Source organism: Apilactobacillus zhangqiuensis (assembly GCF_019656215.1).
GTDB classification, from domain to species: Bacteria; Bacillota; Bacilli; order Lactobacillales; family Lactobacillaceae; genus Apilactobacillus; species Apilactobacillus zhangqiuensis.
In genome coordinates this window covers 185042-200849 of record NZ_BPLK01000004.1, presented here as the reverse complement: position 1 = coordinate 200849, position 15808 = coordinate 185042, and the positions used below count along the sequence as shown (strand labels likewise).

The window sequence follows — 15808 nt, the reverse complement described above, 5'->3', positions numbered from 1 at the left end:
TTATTCTCCTTTAATTTCGTCTTTTTGATTCATTACGTGTTCTTCGAAGTGGTCGATTTTAAACGTTAGATAATCGACGGTCTCTTGTCGTTTGGCAATTTCAGCTTGAAGTTCTTTGCGTTGTTCGATTAATAGCTGTTTGCGACGATCCAAATCATCAATGTCTTTTAGATATAAATGAACAAATTCCAGTAGTCTTTCAATCGACATACCAGCATTGCGCAATGCCTTAATGTAATATACCCAATTGGCGTCTCGCTCTGAGTAATCGCGATAGCCACTCGCGTTTCTCTTGACGGGAGGAAGTAGGCCAATTTTCTCCCAATAACGAAGGGTATCTTTTGATATATCTAGTTTTTTACTGACTTCATTAATGTTCATTTGATTACCTCCAGACTTGATTATTGAAAAGTATAAACCTTGGGGTGAACTCCAATGCAAGAAAAAAGAGCAAAATATTTATATTGTAATTTTAGATATTACTAAAAGTAAGTAGGTTGTAGTTCAATTTAGTTAATGAAATATAATATATAACGAACGCATTGAATTTATAAAGGTAGGTAATATTTTATGGAAATAAGCAATCTTTTTAATGCTTGGACAGAGATTTGTGAAAGAATAGCAGAATACGAATTGAAAGTGTCTAATCCGTCCCTTTCTGAGTACCTTGAGTACAAGAGGAAATGTTTGGAATTTCCTGTTAAAGTAAAGGTATCTCCGGAAATATATAAAAGAAAAGAGTATATTGATGTAGTAAAAGATATTGTAAAATCGCTAAAAAATGGAAATGGGATATCCATGTATTTGTCAAAAAAAGCTAGACGTTTAAATAGGGATGGAATGTTTATACACTTTGGAATACTTCATTTACATTTAAACAAAAAGATAGGAAATAGGGTCGTTGATATTGCAAATAATAGTGGCACCACTTTACAAGTTTATTATAGTGAAGGAACGGTATATATATTTAATTTTGGTAGACATGGGAGGGGGGCATATACAAATGTGAACGATGTTCAGAAATTATATGATGTTTTTCCTGAAGCGTTAGGAAACAGAATACTGGGTGAGAACATAGATGAAGAAAAAATTTACAATATTAGTAGCGATAATATATACAAAATAAGAAAGTTAAATGGAACTACTCCAATTTATGTTAGGGGGGTAGATGGATCCCTTATAACATTAATGCCATATATACTTAATTCTATAACGAATTATAATTTAAAGGATAACCAAAGATTGAATAAGTACTTCACCAACGTGCAAAACACCTTATATGAAGAAGGATATAAAAACATTTATATAGAAGGTAATGTCAAAACGAAAATGTTAAAGATTACAGACGCTAAACATAGAGCTTTGCTATATAAGTTTAACAATGATGATTTTATAAACGATTTGATTAAAGGCTTGATATAGGATTTCTTATGTTGAACTTTTATCTGTTTCGTAAATAATAAATGAGTATCATTACTTCATAGATTACGATTAAAATTATGAATGGCATATAAATATGACGACTAACAAATAATTCTGAAGTAAATGAAGAAACAATTACAACAGCAAATAAAGCGAATGTTTTATTATGTATTTTATTTATTGGGCTCCAATTGTTCAAAAATCCTAACTCCTTAAGTATCTTCGAAATTGCTATCATTAGAGCTAAAGAGAGTATAAAAATTAATACTCCTAATAACTGAAAGGTGTGATTAAGTTTTACAATATTGCTAATTATGTAGATGAACATAGTTACGACTAAACCATATAGAGCGTAAGTGAAGTAAGTTAGTCCAGAAAGCTTCTTTCGTAAATCATTTTTCTCAATAAATTCCTTCATTCCACTATCTTCCTTTAGCATGGTATCCAATGAAATATCATACATATCACTTAGAGCAGTTAGACTCTTAATGTCAGGGTAGCTTTTTTCATTTTCCCAACTGGATATGGTCTGACGAGAAACATTGAGTTTTGCTGCTACATCGTCTTGGGTTAAGTTTTTATTTTTTCGTTGTTGTTTTAAACGATCGCCAAATTGCATTTTTATCGCTTCCTTTTCAAATATTGATTGTGATAATTATATAAAAGTTTGTCAAAAATAGTTAGCTAAGTTTCTTTGCAACGTTGATATATCAACAAAAAAGCATCCATTCAGGATGCTTTTTCTATTTATGAATTACTTTCTTGCAGACTTTAATCATCGATTGAATTTGTTTTTCAGTATCCCAACTATCTGATGGGAATTTGAATTCAATTACGGTCGATACTAGTAACTGACCGCTGATGGTTCTGAATAATTCTTCAGCAGAAACGTCGTCAGAAACACTGTCATCTTGCTTCATTAAAGCGTTAGCTTTATCGATGATGAAAGATAATTTTGGTAGCATGATTTCTTCGAGTTGGTCTTTTAACTCATTATCAATCAATAATTGACTGACCATGATACTAATCATTTGGTGGTTTTCTTCGATAAAGTGGAAACGATCGGTAATGATGTATTCAATCATTTCATCGATTTTGAAGGTGTGTTGGTTCACCGATTCAACGAATTGTTGACCAAAGCTAGGTGCTAAGGTATTCACGATAGGGGTAATGATTGTATCTAGTAATTCTTTTTTGTTTTTAAAGTGTTTAAACACAGTGGCTTCACTTAGACCACAATCTTTGGCGATTGACGAAGTCGAAGTCGATTGGTATCCATTTTGTGAGAAAAGCTTGATAGCAGATTTTAATACCTTACGTTTACCGTTTGGCATCTCGCTATTCTCAAGCCAATCATTAAAACTGGTGTAATTAGATTGTTCCATTGATTATACCTTTCTGTAACGTTTCAATCCGATAATATTTACGGAGGTCAAAACGACAATGAATAATATTATTACTACCAAGTCTATACCAATCCCAGTGAATGTAAAGCCTCTCATCATCACGTTGCTAATTGCTTCAGCAGCGTACTTGATTGGGAAGATAAATGATAATGCTTTTGCCCAAGTATCAAGAGATTCTAGTGGAATTAATCCAGAGAAGAAGATTTGTGGAATTACCACTAGTGGGATGAATTGCATTAGTTGGAATTCTGATTTTACGAAAGTTGATAGAAGAAGGCCGGCTGCAATTGCCACTAATGATAGTAGGAATGTGGTTAATAGGATTAGCCAGATTGATCCGACTACTTCGATGTTTAACACCTTGATTGTAAATAAAACGATTAAGACTGTTTGGAAAATAGCCATTAGTCCGTAACTTAGTGAGTATCCAAAGATAATTTCGGATCTCTTAACTGGGGTAGCTAGTAGACGGTCCAATGTTCCAGAAGTTCTTTCCTTTAGAAGTGCCATTCCAGAAGTTAGGAAGACAAAGAAGAAGACGAAGAATGCCATTAAAGTAGGCATCATCTTATCGAAGAAGTTAGTCTTGCTACTACCGTACTTGTATTCATTGGATAGGTGAATTTTAGGTTGAGGTTGTTTTACTGGTGAAACCTTTGCTAGTGCGGAAGACATGTTCTTGATGCTTGATTGAGTCAATGCAGATGATAGTGCAGCCTTTGTCATGCTAGTCTTTGAAGCATCGATGTTGGCGTGGACCATCTTGTAATCATTGTTCTTGTAAACGATGAAGGAATCAATGTGATCATCGTGTAATGCATTTTCTGCATCCTTTTGGGATTTGTATTCCTTAATGTTAACGTTTTTCACCTTAGTAAGGTTAGTTTCAACTTGTTGTGAGACATTCACAGTACCGATGTTAATGTCTGTATTGTTGTATGATTTAAAAACGTATGACATCAATGCCATTACAATGATAGGTACGATAAAAATCATTGCTAATGTTTTCTTGTCACGAAAAATTTCTTTTAATATACGACTTGAGATTGATAGTGTTTTCATTACATATCACCTTCGGCTTTCATAAATACATTTTCAATGCTATCTACATCATATTGTTGTTTTAGATTATTTGGTGTGTCGTCTGCGATGATGTTTCCATCAATTAGAAGAGCAACACGATCTGTTAGTTCTGCTTCGTCCATAACGTGGGTAGTTACTAGAATGGAGCAACCGTTATCTCTTAGTTTGCCCAGTTCTATCCAGATGTTTTTTCTAAGAGCGGGGTCAATTCCAACTGTGGGTTCATCTAGAATTAGTAGTTGGGGGTTGCCTAGAAGGGCGATTGCTAGTGATAATCTACGTTTCATACCACCAGAGAAGTTATCTACTTTTTTGTCTAATTGATCTTTTAAATCGACAACTTGAGAAACGCGGTCAATTTCGCTATCCAAATCTTCCTTCTTAACTTCGCGCATATTGGCGAAAAAGATTAGGTTTTCTCTAGCTGATAGGGAACTATATAGTGAATCAGATTGTGCCATGTAGCCCATCTTGTTTAGAATTTTACGGTTAGGCATGTGAATGCCGAACACTTCAGAGTTACCGCTGTCGGCTTTTTCCATTCCTAAGGTTAACTTGATAATGGTAGATTTACCGGCTCCGGAAGGTCCGATTAGGCCAACGATTTGACCGTAATCGACTTCAAATGATACGTCGTTTAAAACGACTTGTTGGCCATATTTTTTCTTTAAATTGTTAATTGAGATGATTTTTTCTGTCATAATAATACCTCCTAATAATTAGGTGAGTGAGTACTAACTTACTTAACGGAAATTATTCTATATCAGGTAATTTAAAAAAGCAAATACTTTTTTTAAAATTTTTTTATTATGATATGATTTACTTAGTAATGAAAGGAAGTTCACGATGAAAAAAGATCAATTGTTGCAATTGTTTATCGAACACAAGGGTAAATGGGTGTCTGGTAATCAATTAGCAAATGAAATGAACATTAGTCGTACCATGATTTGGAAACTGATTAATCAACTTAAAGAACAAGGTCACCAAATCGATAGCAAGACTAATCAAGGTTACAAGTACATAGGAAACGACGAACTAAATCCACAGTTAATTGAATCCGACTTGAATGATGATTACGAAATTATCTTTAAAAAGGAAATCACATCTACCAATTCATATGCCAAACAAATTAATGATCAAAATCCAGATGGCAAACATCGTTTGGTGATTGCTGAAAAGCAAACTCAAGGACACGGTAGAAGAGGAAGAAGTTTCTATTCACCTGCCAAGAGTGGAATCTACATGAGTATGGTGGTTCCATTCCACGATGCTAAACATCTTAATCCTGGTCTACTAACTACCATGACAGCAGTGGTAGTGGCTAAAGCTTTAAAGAAGAGCTATCCAGAAATTGATTTTAAAGTTAAATGGATTAATGATATCTATGTAGACAACAAAAAGGTTGTTGGAATTTTGACTGAACTGGTCATGGATGCAGAATTAATGCAGCCATCAGCAATCGTTGTCGGGGTTGGAATTAGTTTATCTGCCAAAGAAATTCCCGAAGAAATGAAGGATAAGGTCGGCTGGATCAGTGATAAACAAATCGACAAGAACGAGCTAGTCGCCAATATCGTGAATGGTTTTGATGAAGAGTTCCCACATTACTTAGAAGCTAACTTCATCGAAGACTACCAAAAGATGTCATTCTTAAATGGCAAGCAGGTCAGCGTTGATACCACTAAAGAAACAATTGACGGAACTGTCACTGGAATCGATAAAGATGGTCACTTGTTATTGGACGTTGATGGAAAACAGACGACCATTAATAATGGTGAAGTTGTAAAAGTGAATTTTTAAAAGACACCTTGGACAAGGTGTCTTTTTTTCACTCATTGTACACGTTGGTGAAATATATGCGATTATCTTTAAAAAAATTTAACATGTACAAACATTATATTGTCAATGTTTCTTAAGTATATTTGAACATAACGTCTATTACATGTTGATATTTTATTCATCTAATTTATAAGATTAGTGATATATTAAACATAGATTATAAAACTTATAATCTAGTCTGGTTTACTGCATGTCTGGTCTGTTGATTTTACGGAAGATACGAGCTAATCGTGTTTTTCGATTTTTGTATCAATAAAGATGATTTTTTGATTAGAATTTTTCATTTTAACCGAAATGATCACCTGATTGTATAGTACATATATGATGCATCTATACAGTTTTTAGATTTACTGTTTTACGATGATGACGACGTCATTACCGAAATTTTTAAATTAAAAACGAATCCTGAATAAGGATTTCAAGGGGGATTTTATTATGAAAAAGAACTTTAAAAAGGCTGTACTAGCTCTAGTACCTGCCGCAACTCTATTTTTCTCAACTGGTGTAAGTGCATTTGCTGCAACATCAACACCAGCACCTGCATCAGATTCAAGCAAGGGTAGTTCAGAAGGTACTCCAGTTGCATCAAAAGATGCATCAAAGAGTTCAGATGATAAAACTGCTACAACAACAGACAATACAAAGTCATCAGACACAACTGCATCAAAAGCAGATGACAAAAATGCTGCAAAAACAGACACAAATAAGTCCGCAACTACTACTTCAACAGACACAAATAAGACTGCTACAACTACTGAAGACAAGAAGTCAGAAGCTAAACCAGAAGCAACCAAGACTACTACTTCAACTGAAGCAACTAAGTCAGAAGCAACTAAGACGGTTAAAAAACATGTAGCTAAAAAACATTCAAAGAAAGCTGCTAAAAAAGTTGTAAAGAAGACTACTAAGAAAGAAGCTAAAAAGGCTGAAAAGAAAGCTGCTGCTCAGAAGGAAGCCAAGAAGGCTGCTGAAAAGAAAGCTAAGAAAGCTTCAAAGAAGACAACTAAGAAGCATGTAAAGAAGACTTCACATAAGAAGGCTGCTGCTAAGAAACATGCAAAGAAGCATGCAAAGAAGCATTCAAAGAAAGAATCAGAAAAGAAAGCTTCAAAGAAGCACGCTAAAAAACATGCTAAGAAGCACTCAAAGAAAGTAACTAAGAAGCATGTTAACAAGACTTCACACAAGAAGGCTGAAAAGAAAGCTTCACACAAAAAGGCTGCTCACAAGGAATAGTCAAAATAAAAAAGGATCATCGAAATGATGATTCTTTTTTTATATACTTGACTTAGAGTTAACTCTAAATAGTACATTTATCCTTGAAGTTAGTAGAAAGGACTTTTTTATGAGTAAATACAGTATTGGTGACTTTGCCAGCCAGGTTGGTTTGACAACCTACACATTGAGATATTACGAGAAACAAAAACTAATTATCCCCAAGCGTGATGAAAACGATCGTCGTTATTACGATGATTCAGACGTGAAATGGATTGGTTTTATTTTGCATTTAAAGGGAACTGGGATGTTAATGACTGAAATTCAGGAATATGTGGAATTACGCAAACAAGGTGATTCCACCATTGACCAAAGAAAGAAGTTATTACAGTCAGTGAAGAAGAGGAGTTTGGCAGAAATTCACGAACGAGAATCTCACCTAAATGTTTTGTCCCATAAGATTGATTGGTATGATGGCAAACTAAGTCATAAAGTCGACGAAAGCTTCGAAGAATATCTTAAACGATTTAGATAGGAGTTATCGCTAATGAACGAAGAAGTAAAGAACGGAATTATTTTTGATTGCGGACCAAAGAACGATGCATACGCACAATACTTTACAGGTCAAAGCTACCTTCAAGGCTTGATTAGCCCTGAAGACGAGGTAAATGTCGGAGTGGGAAACGTTACCTTTGAACCTGGATGTCGTAACAATTGGCACATTCACCACGATGGATATCAACTACTACTAGTTACTGGTGGAATGGGCTTGTACCAAGAAGAAGGCAAACCAGCTAGATTATTGCAACCGGGTGACGTAGTGGTGACTCATGATGGTGTTAAACATTGGCATGGTGCTACTAACGATAGTTGGTTCTCTCACATTGCCATCACTGCAGGGACTCCAGAATGGCTAGAACCAGTCAATGATGATCAATACAATCGAGCTAATAATGAAGGAAAGCGTGATTAATATGAAGAAACAAACAGCAGGTAGAGACAATCTAGGCGACTTTGCTCCTAAATTTGCGGAAATCAACGATGACGTTCTATTCGGTCAGGTGTGGAGCAGAGAATCAAAGTTATCTTTAAAACAAAGAAGTATGATTACCATCAGCAGTTTGATTGCTGCAGACAATTTCGAACAATTGGAAGCACATCTTAAAATGGGTAAACAAAATGGGATTACCAAGGATGAAATTGCGGAAATAATCACCCATTTATCATTCTATGTTGGGTGGCCAAAAGCATGGTCAGCGTTCAACGTTGCTAGACAAGTATTCCAATAATTTTCGTGAATTACGGTATAATTATCAAAAAATAAACGTCAATATAGAATAATAACCGGCATGAAGCCGGTTATTTTTTTATTCTCATTTTTGTCTCTAAAAATATAAATAGTTATATTTTAATAATTTTATATTTATTGATTAAGAATAAAATTAGTATGAATGCTGATTTGTATTAATTATAAATTAAGCATTATTAAAAGATAATAAATTTTTTAGCATGAATAATTTTTTTAAAAAAGAAAATGCTACTATGAAATCATTCGTATTATTTTCATTTATATTTTTAGGGAGGATTTTTTTAAAATGAACAAAAAGTTCAAAAATATGACATTAGCTATTATTCCGCTATCAGTAATGTTGTTATCTACAACAACTGGAGCAATTTCTAAAGCTGATGTTAGCATTTCAAATAGTAAAATCAACGATAATAATAGGGGTAAAAAAATAAATGATCGTGATTTACTAGAAGCAGCAAATAAAATTCAAAACTACTTGTATGATTATTACAATGAATCAATTGGCTATGTAAAGGGTTCTTATATTGAAGAATTGGCAAAAGCATCTCTTTATGATGCAGATGTTCAAAAAGCATTTTCTAAGGAAATAAGCCAAGCCAAATTACAAACCTTAAGTGATAAAAACAAGGATATTAAGAATACGAATGAATTAAAAAAAGAGATTTCTAATGAAGTGAATTATTTAGAATATATTGATAAAGCTTTAAATGAAGCATCATCAATTATAAAAAATAACACTAATGATAACTTCAAGAAATTAAAATCATCAGTTGAAAACGATTTAAACAGTCTAAATAAATCACTTAATGATGATAATCATGGTCAAAATACAGAAATGTATTTAAATGAACTAAAAAATGAAGTAAAAACTACTAAGGCAAATATTAGCAGTTATAATCATCACGGATATGAAGCAGAAGCCATGGATGAAATGTCACACATGATGGATGATTCATATAAAGTTGCTAATGATAGTTTATCTAAAGAAGTTAAACGTGAAAAATCTGAAACTAAACAAGAAAAGGCTGCCAAAAAAGCTGAAGAACAAAAGGAAAAATCAGAAGCTAAACAAGAAAAGGCCGCCAAAAAAGCTAAAGAACAAAAGGAAAAATCAGAAGCTAAACAAGAAAAGGCCGCCAAAAAAGCTAAAAAACAAAAGGAAAAATCAGAAGCTAAAAAAGAAGAAGCAGCATTTGAAAAGAGCGAAAAGGCCGCTGATGCCAAGATGGCAGAAGTAGATAAGGCTTACAACGATGCTCTAAACCAAGAAAAAGAACAAAGTTCAGAAGTAACAGACATGATTAACTCAGATAAGTTACAAGATGAATTGGCAGATGCTTCAAGTAAAGCGCAAAAGGCAGCTAAAAAAGATGCTGCTAAAAAGGAAAAAGCTAAGGCAAAAACTGAAAAAGCAGCTAAAAAAGCAGCATCTAAGAAGAAAAAAGCAGCTAACTACAAAAAGTTTGATCAATTTTTAAATGGAATTATCAAGAAACAACAAGTAAACAAGAGTACTAATGATTCTTCAAATGATGGACTTTCATTTAGAGTGGGTGATAATGCTGATACTGAATCAGTTTCAAATATTGAAGATAAACTAGAAATTCCTGAAAATTATCAAGATAAGTATCTACAACATTTAATTAATATTTTAGATAATTCTGGTATTGTTAATAACAAGATTGATGAACTTAATAGCAAGTTATCAACTGTTAACCAAATGAAATCTGAAACTAAGTCCCTAATTCAAAAATCTGGTGAAAGCTTTAGTAATTCTTCCGAATTAAACAATAGTTTGAACGGAACTTATGACTTAATCAATGATGCAAACAAAGATGATAATTCTGACATTAGCAACATTCAAAAACTGTCAGAAATCAATTCTTTACTTAAAGGATTAAAAAACAACCATTCATTAGCTATTGCTGAATTACAAGATAGTATTAACCAAAAGGCTAATGATGATAAGAAGCCATCAAATGACCAAAAAGCCAATGATGACAACACTGCATCATCTACTAAGATTGATGGTGACAAGGGTAACGATTCAACTATTACACCAGATGTAAAGCCTGATCAACCCGCTGATAAGCCATCAGACAAGAACAATTCAGGTCAACCTAAGAAACCCGCTAAGAAGGCTCCAAAGGCCAAGAAGGTTTCAATTAAGAAGAGTAAAAAAGCACTTGCTAAGTTAAACAAGAGACTAAAACACAAGAAGTTAACCAAGCATGCTAAGAAGGCTCTTCTAAAGAAGATTCACGCTTTAAAGAACAAGATTAAGCGTGCTATTGTCAAACGTGACAAGAAGAAACTTGCTAAGATTACTAAGAAGTTACACAGTAAGAAGATCTCTAAGAAGACTAGAAAACGTCTTCACAAGAAAGCAACAGCTCTTCGTAAAGAAATTAAGAAGAACCATGTAAAGCCTGCTAAGAAGAAGGTAGCTAAAAAGGCTGCTAAGAAACATGTTAAGAAGACAACTAAGAAATCAAAAAAGGTTTCAAAGAAGTCAAAGAAAGCTGCTAAAAAGGTAAAGAAACACCACAAAAACCTAACCAAACGTGCTGCTAAAAAAGTGAAGGCCGACAAGAAGGCAATTGCTAAGATTAGCAAACAGTTAAAGTCAAAACACTTAACTAAAAAGCACAGACGTAGTTTAGTTGCTAAACGTGCTCACCTAAGAAAAGTAGTTCGTAAGTTAACTAAGTAATCTAAAAAGACGCTATCAAATGATGGCGTCTTTTTTGTATGTCTTTATTAACAACTAAATTTGACTTTATGGTTAACAATCTGTAATATATCTAATTGTTAACTTATTAAAAGGTATTGGTTAACAATGAGGAGAGAGATATGAAAACAAGAGATATTACACAAATTGCTTTAATGACAGCACTAATTATCGCATTGGCATTTGTACCAGCGATTCCGGTCGCGGTTATTCCAGTACCAATTGTGCTACAAAATTTCGGGATTATCCTTGCCGGACTACTATTAGGTGGCAAGAAAGGAACTATTTCAGTGGCAATCCTAATGGTGATGGTCGCTGTTGGTTTACCAGTTCTAACTGGTGGCCGTGGTGGAGCCATTATCTTCATCGGATCAACTGGTGGATACCTAATTTCATGGTTATTAATGCCATCACTAATGGCGTTCTTCAATCGCCTATTAGGTAAATACCTACCAAGAGATGGTTTCTGCAACTTATTAATCACATCCATTGTTGTCGGGATCGTTATTACATACTTAATTGCGATTGTATGGATTAGTGTGCAAAGTCACATTACCTTATCACAATCTTTTATTGCCAACATGGTGTTTATTCCAGGTGATGTCATCAAGGCAGTTATCGCTGCTTTCATCGCAAAGCGCTTATTACCGATTATCGATAAGAATGCTTAATATTTTTGATTTCATTCATACACGTATATAATGGTATCAAAAGCAAAGGGGAGATGTTTTCTTGGATACATCAAAAATGATTAATCCTATGTTAGGTTGGAAGTTACGCCCACTTGTTGAACAAGTGACTTCTACTGATGATATTGAAGATATCAAGTTTAACTACATGTTAATGCCAAAACCCGACACACCAGAACACGTAGCTGAATGGAAAAAAGTTTTAGATGAATATGAAAATAAATAAAAGCAGTAGGCGAATGCCTGCTGCTTTTTACATATTAATATAGTACAAAAACGTTTATAATAGATACATTGATTATTGAAAACGGAGGAAAACATGGATCCTGTATTAATTGTGCTTAGAGGAAACGCAGCGACCGGTAAGACCAGTGTTGCTTCATCTCTACAAGAAAAATTAGGAACCACAAACGTAATGTTGGTTCAACAAGATATCAATGAAGAACATAACGCAACCCAAATCGAAATGATCAAAAAGTTGGTTAACTATGGGAAGAAACATTTTCACTATGTCATTCTTGATGGAATTTTGCCCAAGGATGCATATGGGGAAATGATACAAGAATTAATTGAAGACTTCGGTAGCCAACAATTGGTATATTATTTCAGTGATTCGTTCAAACAAACATTGAAGTATAACGAACAAAAAATTCAACCACATGACGTCGACAAGCTAAAATCGTGGTGGATTGATTTTGATTTACTTTCTGATGATGATGTAAAATTAGAAAACGGTGGCATTGAACAATATAGTAATCAAATCATTGATGATATCAACGATTTGCCGTTATTCTAGGTTTATATTACATTGGATTTAAAAGAGAGATATATTTGTAAATAATTAATTTCTAATTAAAAAATATATGAATATGTTATAAACCCTTGCTTATGAACAGCTTTTATTTTATATTAATCCTTGTGTTTTTTTAGATCGTCATATATAATAAGAACAGTTGTTCGCATTAAGGCGATCAGTTAACTCATATTTATTATATTAATGAGACCTCTCATCTCGTTAATGCATTTATATTTTCTTATCTCTCTCAAAAAAGACCGCTCTCTCTCAAGAAGGTCTTTTTTATTTTACATATTTATCTGGTAACTGGATGTGCTACAACTAAGTCATGCACTTGTTGTTTGGCATCATCTAAAATGTTTTGATGACCAGGGTGGTTTAATACATCCACAATAATAGTTGCCACCTTAGTGGAATCTTCCTCATTGAAGTTACGACTGGTGATGGTAGGAGTACCTATACGGATTCCTTCCATAGTATCACCGTCTTCTAGTGGTAGTAATTCTTTGTTGGTGGCGATACCAACTGAATAAAGTAATTCAGCTGCTTGATCACCGGTTAAACCAACGGCATTTAAATCTAAAGTCATTTCATGATTTTCAGTATCACCTGAGACAACACGAATTTTTTCGTCTTGGTTGAAGACATTGGCCATGGCCTTAGCATTTTTAATTACTTGCTTAGCGTAGTAATGGAATTCTGGTTTTAAAGCTTCACCTAATGCAACGGCCTTAGCTGCAATAACGTGTTCCAAAGCACCACTTTGTGAGACAGGAAAGACTGCATAGTCTAACTTATCTGCGTATTTTGATTTGGCTAAGATCATACCACCACGTGGTCCACGCAATGTCTTGTGAGTAGTTGTGGTGACAACATCTGCAACTTCAACTGGGTTAGGGTGAACACCGGCAGCGACTAGACCAGCGATGTGGGCCATGTCGACCATTAGGATGGCACCGACTTCATCAGCAATCTTCCTGAACTCTTCCCAGTAAATGATGTGACTGTATGCTGAGGCACCAGCGATAATTAATTTAGGCTTTACTTCTAAAGCAATTTGACGGATATTGTCAAAATTTAACATTTCTGTTTTAGGATCAACACCATAGAAGTGTGATTCGTAAAGTTGACCAGAGAAGTTATGTTTTTGACCGTGAGTGAAGTGACCACCAGCATGTTCGCTCATTGCAAGAATTCTATCGCCGGGTTGTAAGAAGGCGGCATAGACAGCTTGATTAGCTTGGCTTCCTGAGTGAGGGTGAACGTTTGCATATTCAGCATGGAATAATTCTTCGGCACGTTTCTTGGCAATCTTGTCGATTTCATCGATTGCTTCGTTTCCAGTGTAGACACGTTTATCGGGGTAACCTACTGCGTATTTATTAGTTAATACAGAACCTTGAGCCGCGCAAACAGCCTTGGATGCAATGTTTTCTGATGCTATTAATTCAATTACGTTATCTTGACGATCGTTTTCGTGTTCGATTGCCTTGAAAATTTCTGGATCTTCTTTTGAAAAATCGTACATAATTCATTCTCCTTTTGGTAAATAAAAAAACGCCCTTGTACTTTCGTACAAGGGCGTCGTAACACTGTTCCACCTTAGTTTTATATCAAGCTCGCACTTGATACCTCTGGTTCTTAATGCGCATTAAGATTTCGATTCAATTGATAAATCTTGACTGCCTTCGTTCAAGGACAAGGTATCTCGTTTCACTAAATCAGATACTCGCTTAACAAGTCTTTTTGAACTACTACTTTCAAGTTGCTTTTAAGAATAGACCAAAAAAATTTGACTGTCAAACTATTTCTTTAATTAATTTGGAATTCTACTTTGGAAACGATGGTAAAAACACCATGCGATGAAGATGAAGAAGACTGGTCCAAATAGTGTCCAGAATGCGGTTTGGAAGTCATTTTGTAATAGTGGTTGAAGTGTCGTAAAAATAATTGAAAAACTTAAAGCTAAAATTGTCACGATAGAAGTTATACAGGTTGTCCACTTGTTCTTGTAGAAAACAAAGTTATCACTTGTTTGAGTGATGTGCTTCTTAAAGACAGGGAAGGCAATGACTAAGAATAAGTATGGCACGGCAGTGGTCATGTTGTTCATGTCGGTCAAGATAGTGTAGAAGGTTTGTGCACTTGATCCACCGAATGAAATTCCTGCGATGATTAAGACGATGACAAGGCATTGTGCCCATAGTGCGTTGGCAGGAACGTTGAAGCGGTTAATCTTAGTTAAACGCTTTGGCCATAATTCCTTAGGTGAACCTTCAATAAATGACTTGATTGGTGCATATGTTAAGAAAATAAATTCTCCAGCGTAACTTAGAAAACCAGTCAAACTAGTGATTCTAGTTACCCATTGTCCCATTACTAAGGATTGGGCAACACTTAGATGCAAGAAGTTGTGACCGAATACATATCCTAAGTTAGTAAGTAATGCGAAACGAACGTTACCTAAGTTGACGTTTGATCCGCTTAAAGTATGTAACCAATTAGTACTAATACCACAAAGTAAAATGCCAACTAGGTATCCAACGGTCATTATGATGGTTGCGATAACAACGGCACGAGGGAAAGTCTTCTTAGGATTCTTGGTATTATCTGTGATACTACCTAGTGTTTCCATACCAGCGTATGCAAAGATGGCGTAAACTAGGAAAGAAAATACAGCAATTGGTGATTGAAAGGCAGGGTTTGGTGAATGTACAAATGCCTGTGCAGTAACCGGTTCGGCAAAGTGTCCGTGGTTGGCTGCTAAAACGAAGATTGATAGTAAGATGAAAATTGCCATATCAAAGATTCCGATAAGTCCACTGAAGTAGGATAGACTAGCAATTGACTTCATACCATGGTTGGCTAACCAGGTAACGGCAATGATGACGATAATTCCTAGGACTCCGACTGTAGCAGTTGAATCTAATGATCCGATGTGCCAACTACCAGTAGTATCATGTCCTGAAATGGTAACGGCTAAAGGAATCCACATTGTAGTTAACATGAAGACAAGGGTAATAATCCAGCCGGCTAACCATGTGAAACTACCGATGAATGCCCACTTCTTACCAATACAATTTTCAAGCCAGGAGTAAATCCCGCCATGAGCATCCTTGTATGATGAACCAAATTCGGCGAACATCATACTAGTAGGGATGAAGAAAAGCACCGCTCCTAATACATACCAGAGGATACTTGAGTATCCCATTTGATAAAACGCTGTTTGTGAATTGGAAATTCCAAAGATGGTGGAAAAGATAATTAATACTAATCCCATCGTTGAAATCTTCTTGTTGACTGAAACCTTATCCATAA

General features: G+C 34.8%; 17 protein-coding genes. 10 read left to right on the top strand and 7 right to left on the bottom strand.

Translation table 11 applies throughout. The features are described 5' to 3' along the window. Positions 1 to 381 carry a MerR family transcriptional regulator gene (locus K5Q07_RS05105; protein WP_220730010.1) on the bottom strand — a complete coding sequence of 127 codons (381 nt, stop codon included), beginning with the start codon at positions 379 to 381 and terminating at the stop codon, positions 1 to 3. Positions 382 to 570: 189 nt separating this feature from the next. Between K5Q07_RS05105 and K5Q07_RS05100 the strand changes: the two genes are divergently transcribed. Beyond that, positions 571 to 1422: a hypothetical protein gene (locus tag K5Q07_RS05100; protein WP_220730009.1), complete on the top strand. Its 852-nt coding sequence runs from the start codon at positions 571 to 573 to the stop codon at positions 1420 to 1422. Positions 1423 to 1441: 19 nt separating this feature from the next. On the opposite strand, the gene K5Q07_RS05095 is transcribed toward K5Q07_RS05100, so the two are convergent. The 4 genes from K5Q07_RS05095 to K5Q07_RS05080 all read right to left on the bottom strand — a co-directional run bounded on the left by K5Q07_RS05095 (position 1442) and on the right by K5Q07_RS05080 (position 4612). Next, positions 1442 to 2041 carry a helix-turn-helix domain-containing protein gene (locus K5Q07_RS05095; protein WP_220730008.1) on the bottom strand — a complete coding sequence of 200 codons (600 nt, stop codon included), beginning with the start codon at positions 2039 to 2041 and terminating at the stop codon, positions 1442 to 1444. A 124-nt stretch (positions 2042 to 2165) separates the two neighbouring features. Beyond that, positions 2166 to 2807, bottom strand: a complete 642-nt coding sequence (locus K5Q07_RS05090; protein ID WP_220730007.1) for a TetR/AcrR family transcriptional regulator — start codon at positions 2805 to 2807, stop codon at positions 2166 to 2168. A gap of 3 nt (positions 2808 to 2810) precedes the next feature. After that, on the bottom strand, positions 2811 to 3890 hold the full coding sequence (locus K5Q07_RS05085) for an ABC transporter permease (protein ID WP_220730006.1): 1080 nt from the start codon (positions 3888 to 3890) through the stop codon (positions 2811 to 2813). Continuing rightward, positions 3890 to 4612 (bottom strand): ABC transporter ATP-binding protein, encoded by a 723-nt coding sequence (locus K5Q07_RS05080; protein WP_220730005.1) that lies wholly within the window; start codon positions 4610 to 4612, stop codon positions 3890 to 3892. The genes K5Q07_RS05085 and K5Q07_RS05080 overlap by 1 nt, the downstream gene beginning before the upstream one ends. 145 nt (positions 4613 to 4757) lie before the next feature. Between K5Q07_RS05080 and K5Q07_RS05075 the strand changes: the two genes are divergently transcribed. The 9 genes from K5Q07_RS05075 (at position 4758) to K5Q07_RS05035 (ending at position 12490) form a co-directional block, all read left to right on the top strand. Next, positions 4758 to 5711 (top strand): biotin--[acetyl-CoA-carboxylase] ligase, encoded by a 954-nt coding sequence (locus K5Q07_RS05075; RefSeq protein ID WP_220730004.1) that lies wholly within the window; start codon positions 4758 to 4760, stop codon positions 5709 to 5711. A gap of 474 nt (positions 5712 to 6185) precedes the next feature. Beyond that, on the top strand, positions 6186 to 6986 hold the full coding sequence (locus tag K5Q07_RS05070; RefSeq protein WP_220730003.1) for a hypothetical protein: 801 nt from the start codon (positions 6186 to 6188) through the stop codon (positions 6984 to 6986). Positions 6987 to 7095: 109 nt separating this feature from the next. After that, positions 7096 to 7500 carry a MerR family transcriptional regulator gene (locus K5Q07_RS05065; RefSeq protein WP_220730002.1) on the top strand — a complete coding sequence of 135 codons (405 nt, stop codon included), beginning with the start codon at positions 7096 to 7098 and terminating at the stop codon, positions 7498 to 7500. 12 nt (positions 7501 to 7512) lie between these two features. Beyond that, positions 7513 to 7938, top strand: coding sequence for a cupin domain-containing protein (locus tag K5Q07_RS05060; RefSeq protein WP_220730001.1), 426 nt, complete (start codon positions 7513 to 7515; stop codon positions 7936 to 7938). A gap of 1 nt (position 7939) precedes the next feature. Then, the gene (locus tag K5Q07_RS05055) at positions 7940 to 8254 is read left to right on the top strand and encodes a carboxymuconolactone decarboxylase family protein (RefSeq protein ID WP_220730000.1); all 315 of its coding nucleotides are present in this window, start codon (positions 7940 to 7942) and stop codon (positions 8252 to 8254) included. Between the two features lie 306 nt (positions 8255 to 8560). After that, on the top strand, positions 8561 to 10987 hold the full coding sequence (locus K5Q07_RS05050) for a hypothetical protein (RefSeq protein ID WP_220729999.1): 2427 nt from the start codon (positions 8561 to 8563) through the stop codon (positions 10985 to 10987). A gap of 140 nt (positions 10988 to 11127) precedes the next feature. After that, positions 11128 to 11676, top strand: a complete 549-nt coding sequence (locus K5Q07_RS05045; protein ID WP_220729998.1) for a biotin transporter BioY — start codon at positions 11128 to 11130, stop codon at positions 11674 to 11676. Positions 11677 to 11737: 61 nt separating this feature from the next. Further along, on the top strand, positions 11738 to 11920 hold the full coding sequence (locus K5Q07_RS05040) for a hypothetical protein (RefSeq protein ID WP_220729997.1): 183 nt from the start codon (positions 11738 to 11740) through the stop codon (positions 11918 to 11920). A gap of 93 nt (positions 11921 to 12013) precedes the next feature. After that, positions 12014 to 12490, top strand: coding sequence for a P-loop NTPase family protein (locus K5Q07_RS05035; protein WP_220729996.1), 477 nt, complete (start codon positions 12014 to 12016; stop codon positions 12488 to 12490). Positions 12491 to 12785: 295 nt separating this feature from the next. Here the strand turns inward: K5Q07_RS05035 and glyA are convergent, their stop codons facing one another. Both glyA and yjeM read right to left on the bottom strand, forming a co-directional pair. Further along, on the bottom strand, positions 12786 to 14018 hold the full coding sequence (glyA, locus tag K5Q07_RS05030) for a serine hydroxymethyltransferase (protein WP_220729995.1): 1233 nt from the start codon (positions 14016 to 14018) through the stop codon (positions 12786 to 12788). A gap of 288 nt (positions 14019 to 14306) precedes the next feature. Next, positions 14307 to 15806: a glutamate/gamma-aminobutyrate family transporter YjeM gene (yjeM, locus tag K5Q07_RS05025; RefSeq protein WP_220729994.1), complete on the bottom strand. Its 1500-nt coding sequence runs from the start codon at positions 15804 to 15806 to the stop codon at positions 14307 to 14309. Positions 15807 to 15808 lie beyond the last annotated feature (2 nt).

Excerpts from the sequence above, each read along its gene's own strand:
- K5Q07_RS05105 (WP_220730010.1), bottom strand. The coding sequence starts at position 381 with ATGAACATTAATGAAGTCAGTAAAAAACTAGATATATCAAAAGATACC.
- K5Q07_RS05100 (WP_220730009.1), top strand. The coding sequence starts at position 571 with ATGGAAATAAGCAATCTTTTTAATGCTTGGACAGAGATTTGTGAAAGA.
- K5Q07_RS05095 (WP_220730008.1), bottom strand. The coding sequence starts at position 2,041 with ATGCAATTTGGCGATCGTTTAAAACAACAACGAAAAAATAAAAACTTA.
- K5Q07_RS05090 (WP_220730007.1), bottom strand. The coding sequence starts at position 2,807 with ATGGAACAATCTAATTACACCAGTTTTAATGATTGGCTTGAGAATAGC.
- K5Q07_RS05085 (WP_220730006.1), bottom strand. The coding sequence starts at position 3,890 with ATGAAAACACTATCAATCTCAAGTCGTATATTAAAAGAAATTTTTCGT.
- K5Q07_RS05080 (WP_220730005.1), bottom strand. The coding sequence starts at position 4,612 with ATGACAGAAAAAATCATCTCAATTAACAATTTAAAGAAAAAATATGGC.
- K5Q07_RS05075 (WP_220730004.1), top strand. The coding sequence starts at position 4,758 with ATGAAAAAAGATCAATTGTTGCAATTGTTTATCGAACACAAGGGTAAA.
- K5Q07_RS05070 (WP_220730003.1), top strand. The coding sequence starts at position 6,186 with ATGAAAAAGAACTTTAAAAAGGCTGTACTAGCTCTAGTACCTGCCGCA.
- K5Q07_RS05065 (WP_220730002.1), top strand. The coding sequence starts at position 7,096 with ATGAGTAAATACAGTATTGGTGACTTTGCCAGCCAGGTTGGTTTGACA.
- K5Q07_RS05060 (WP_220730001.1), top strand. The coding sequence starts at position 7,513 with ATGAACGAAGAAGTAAAGAACGGAATTATTTTTGATTGCGGACCAAAG.
- K5Q07_RS05055 (WP_220730000.1), top strand. The coding sequence starts at position 7,940 with ATGAAGAAACAAACAGCAGGTAGAGACAATCTAGGCGACTTTGCTCCT.
- K5Q07_RS05050 (WP_220729999.1), top strand. The coding sequence starts at position 8,561 with ATGAACAAAAAGTTCAAAAATATGACATTAGCTATTATTCCGCTATCA.
- K5Q07_RS05045 (WP_220729998.1), top strand. The coding sequence starts at position 11,128 with ATGAAAACAAGAGATATTACACAAATTGCTTTAATGACAGCACTAATT.
- K5Q07_RS05035 (WP_220729996.1), top strand. The coding sequence starts at position 12,014 with ATGGATCCTGTATTAATTGTGCTTAGAGGAAACGCAGCGACCGGTAAG.
- glyA (WP_220729995.1), bottom strand. The coding sequence starts at position 14,018 with ATGTACGATTTTTCAAAAGAAGATCCAGAAATTTTCAAGGCAATCGAA.
- yjeM (WP_220729994.1), bottom strand. The coding sequence starts at position 15,806 with ATGGATAAGGTTTCAGTCAACAAGAAGATTTCAACGATGGGATTAGTA.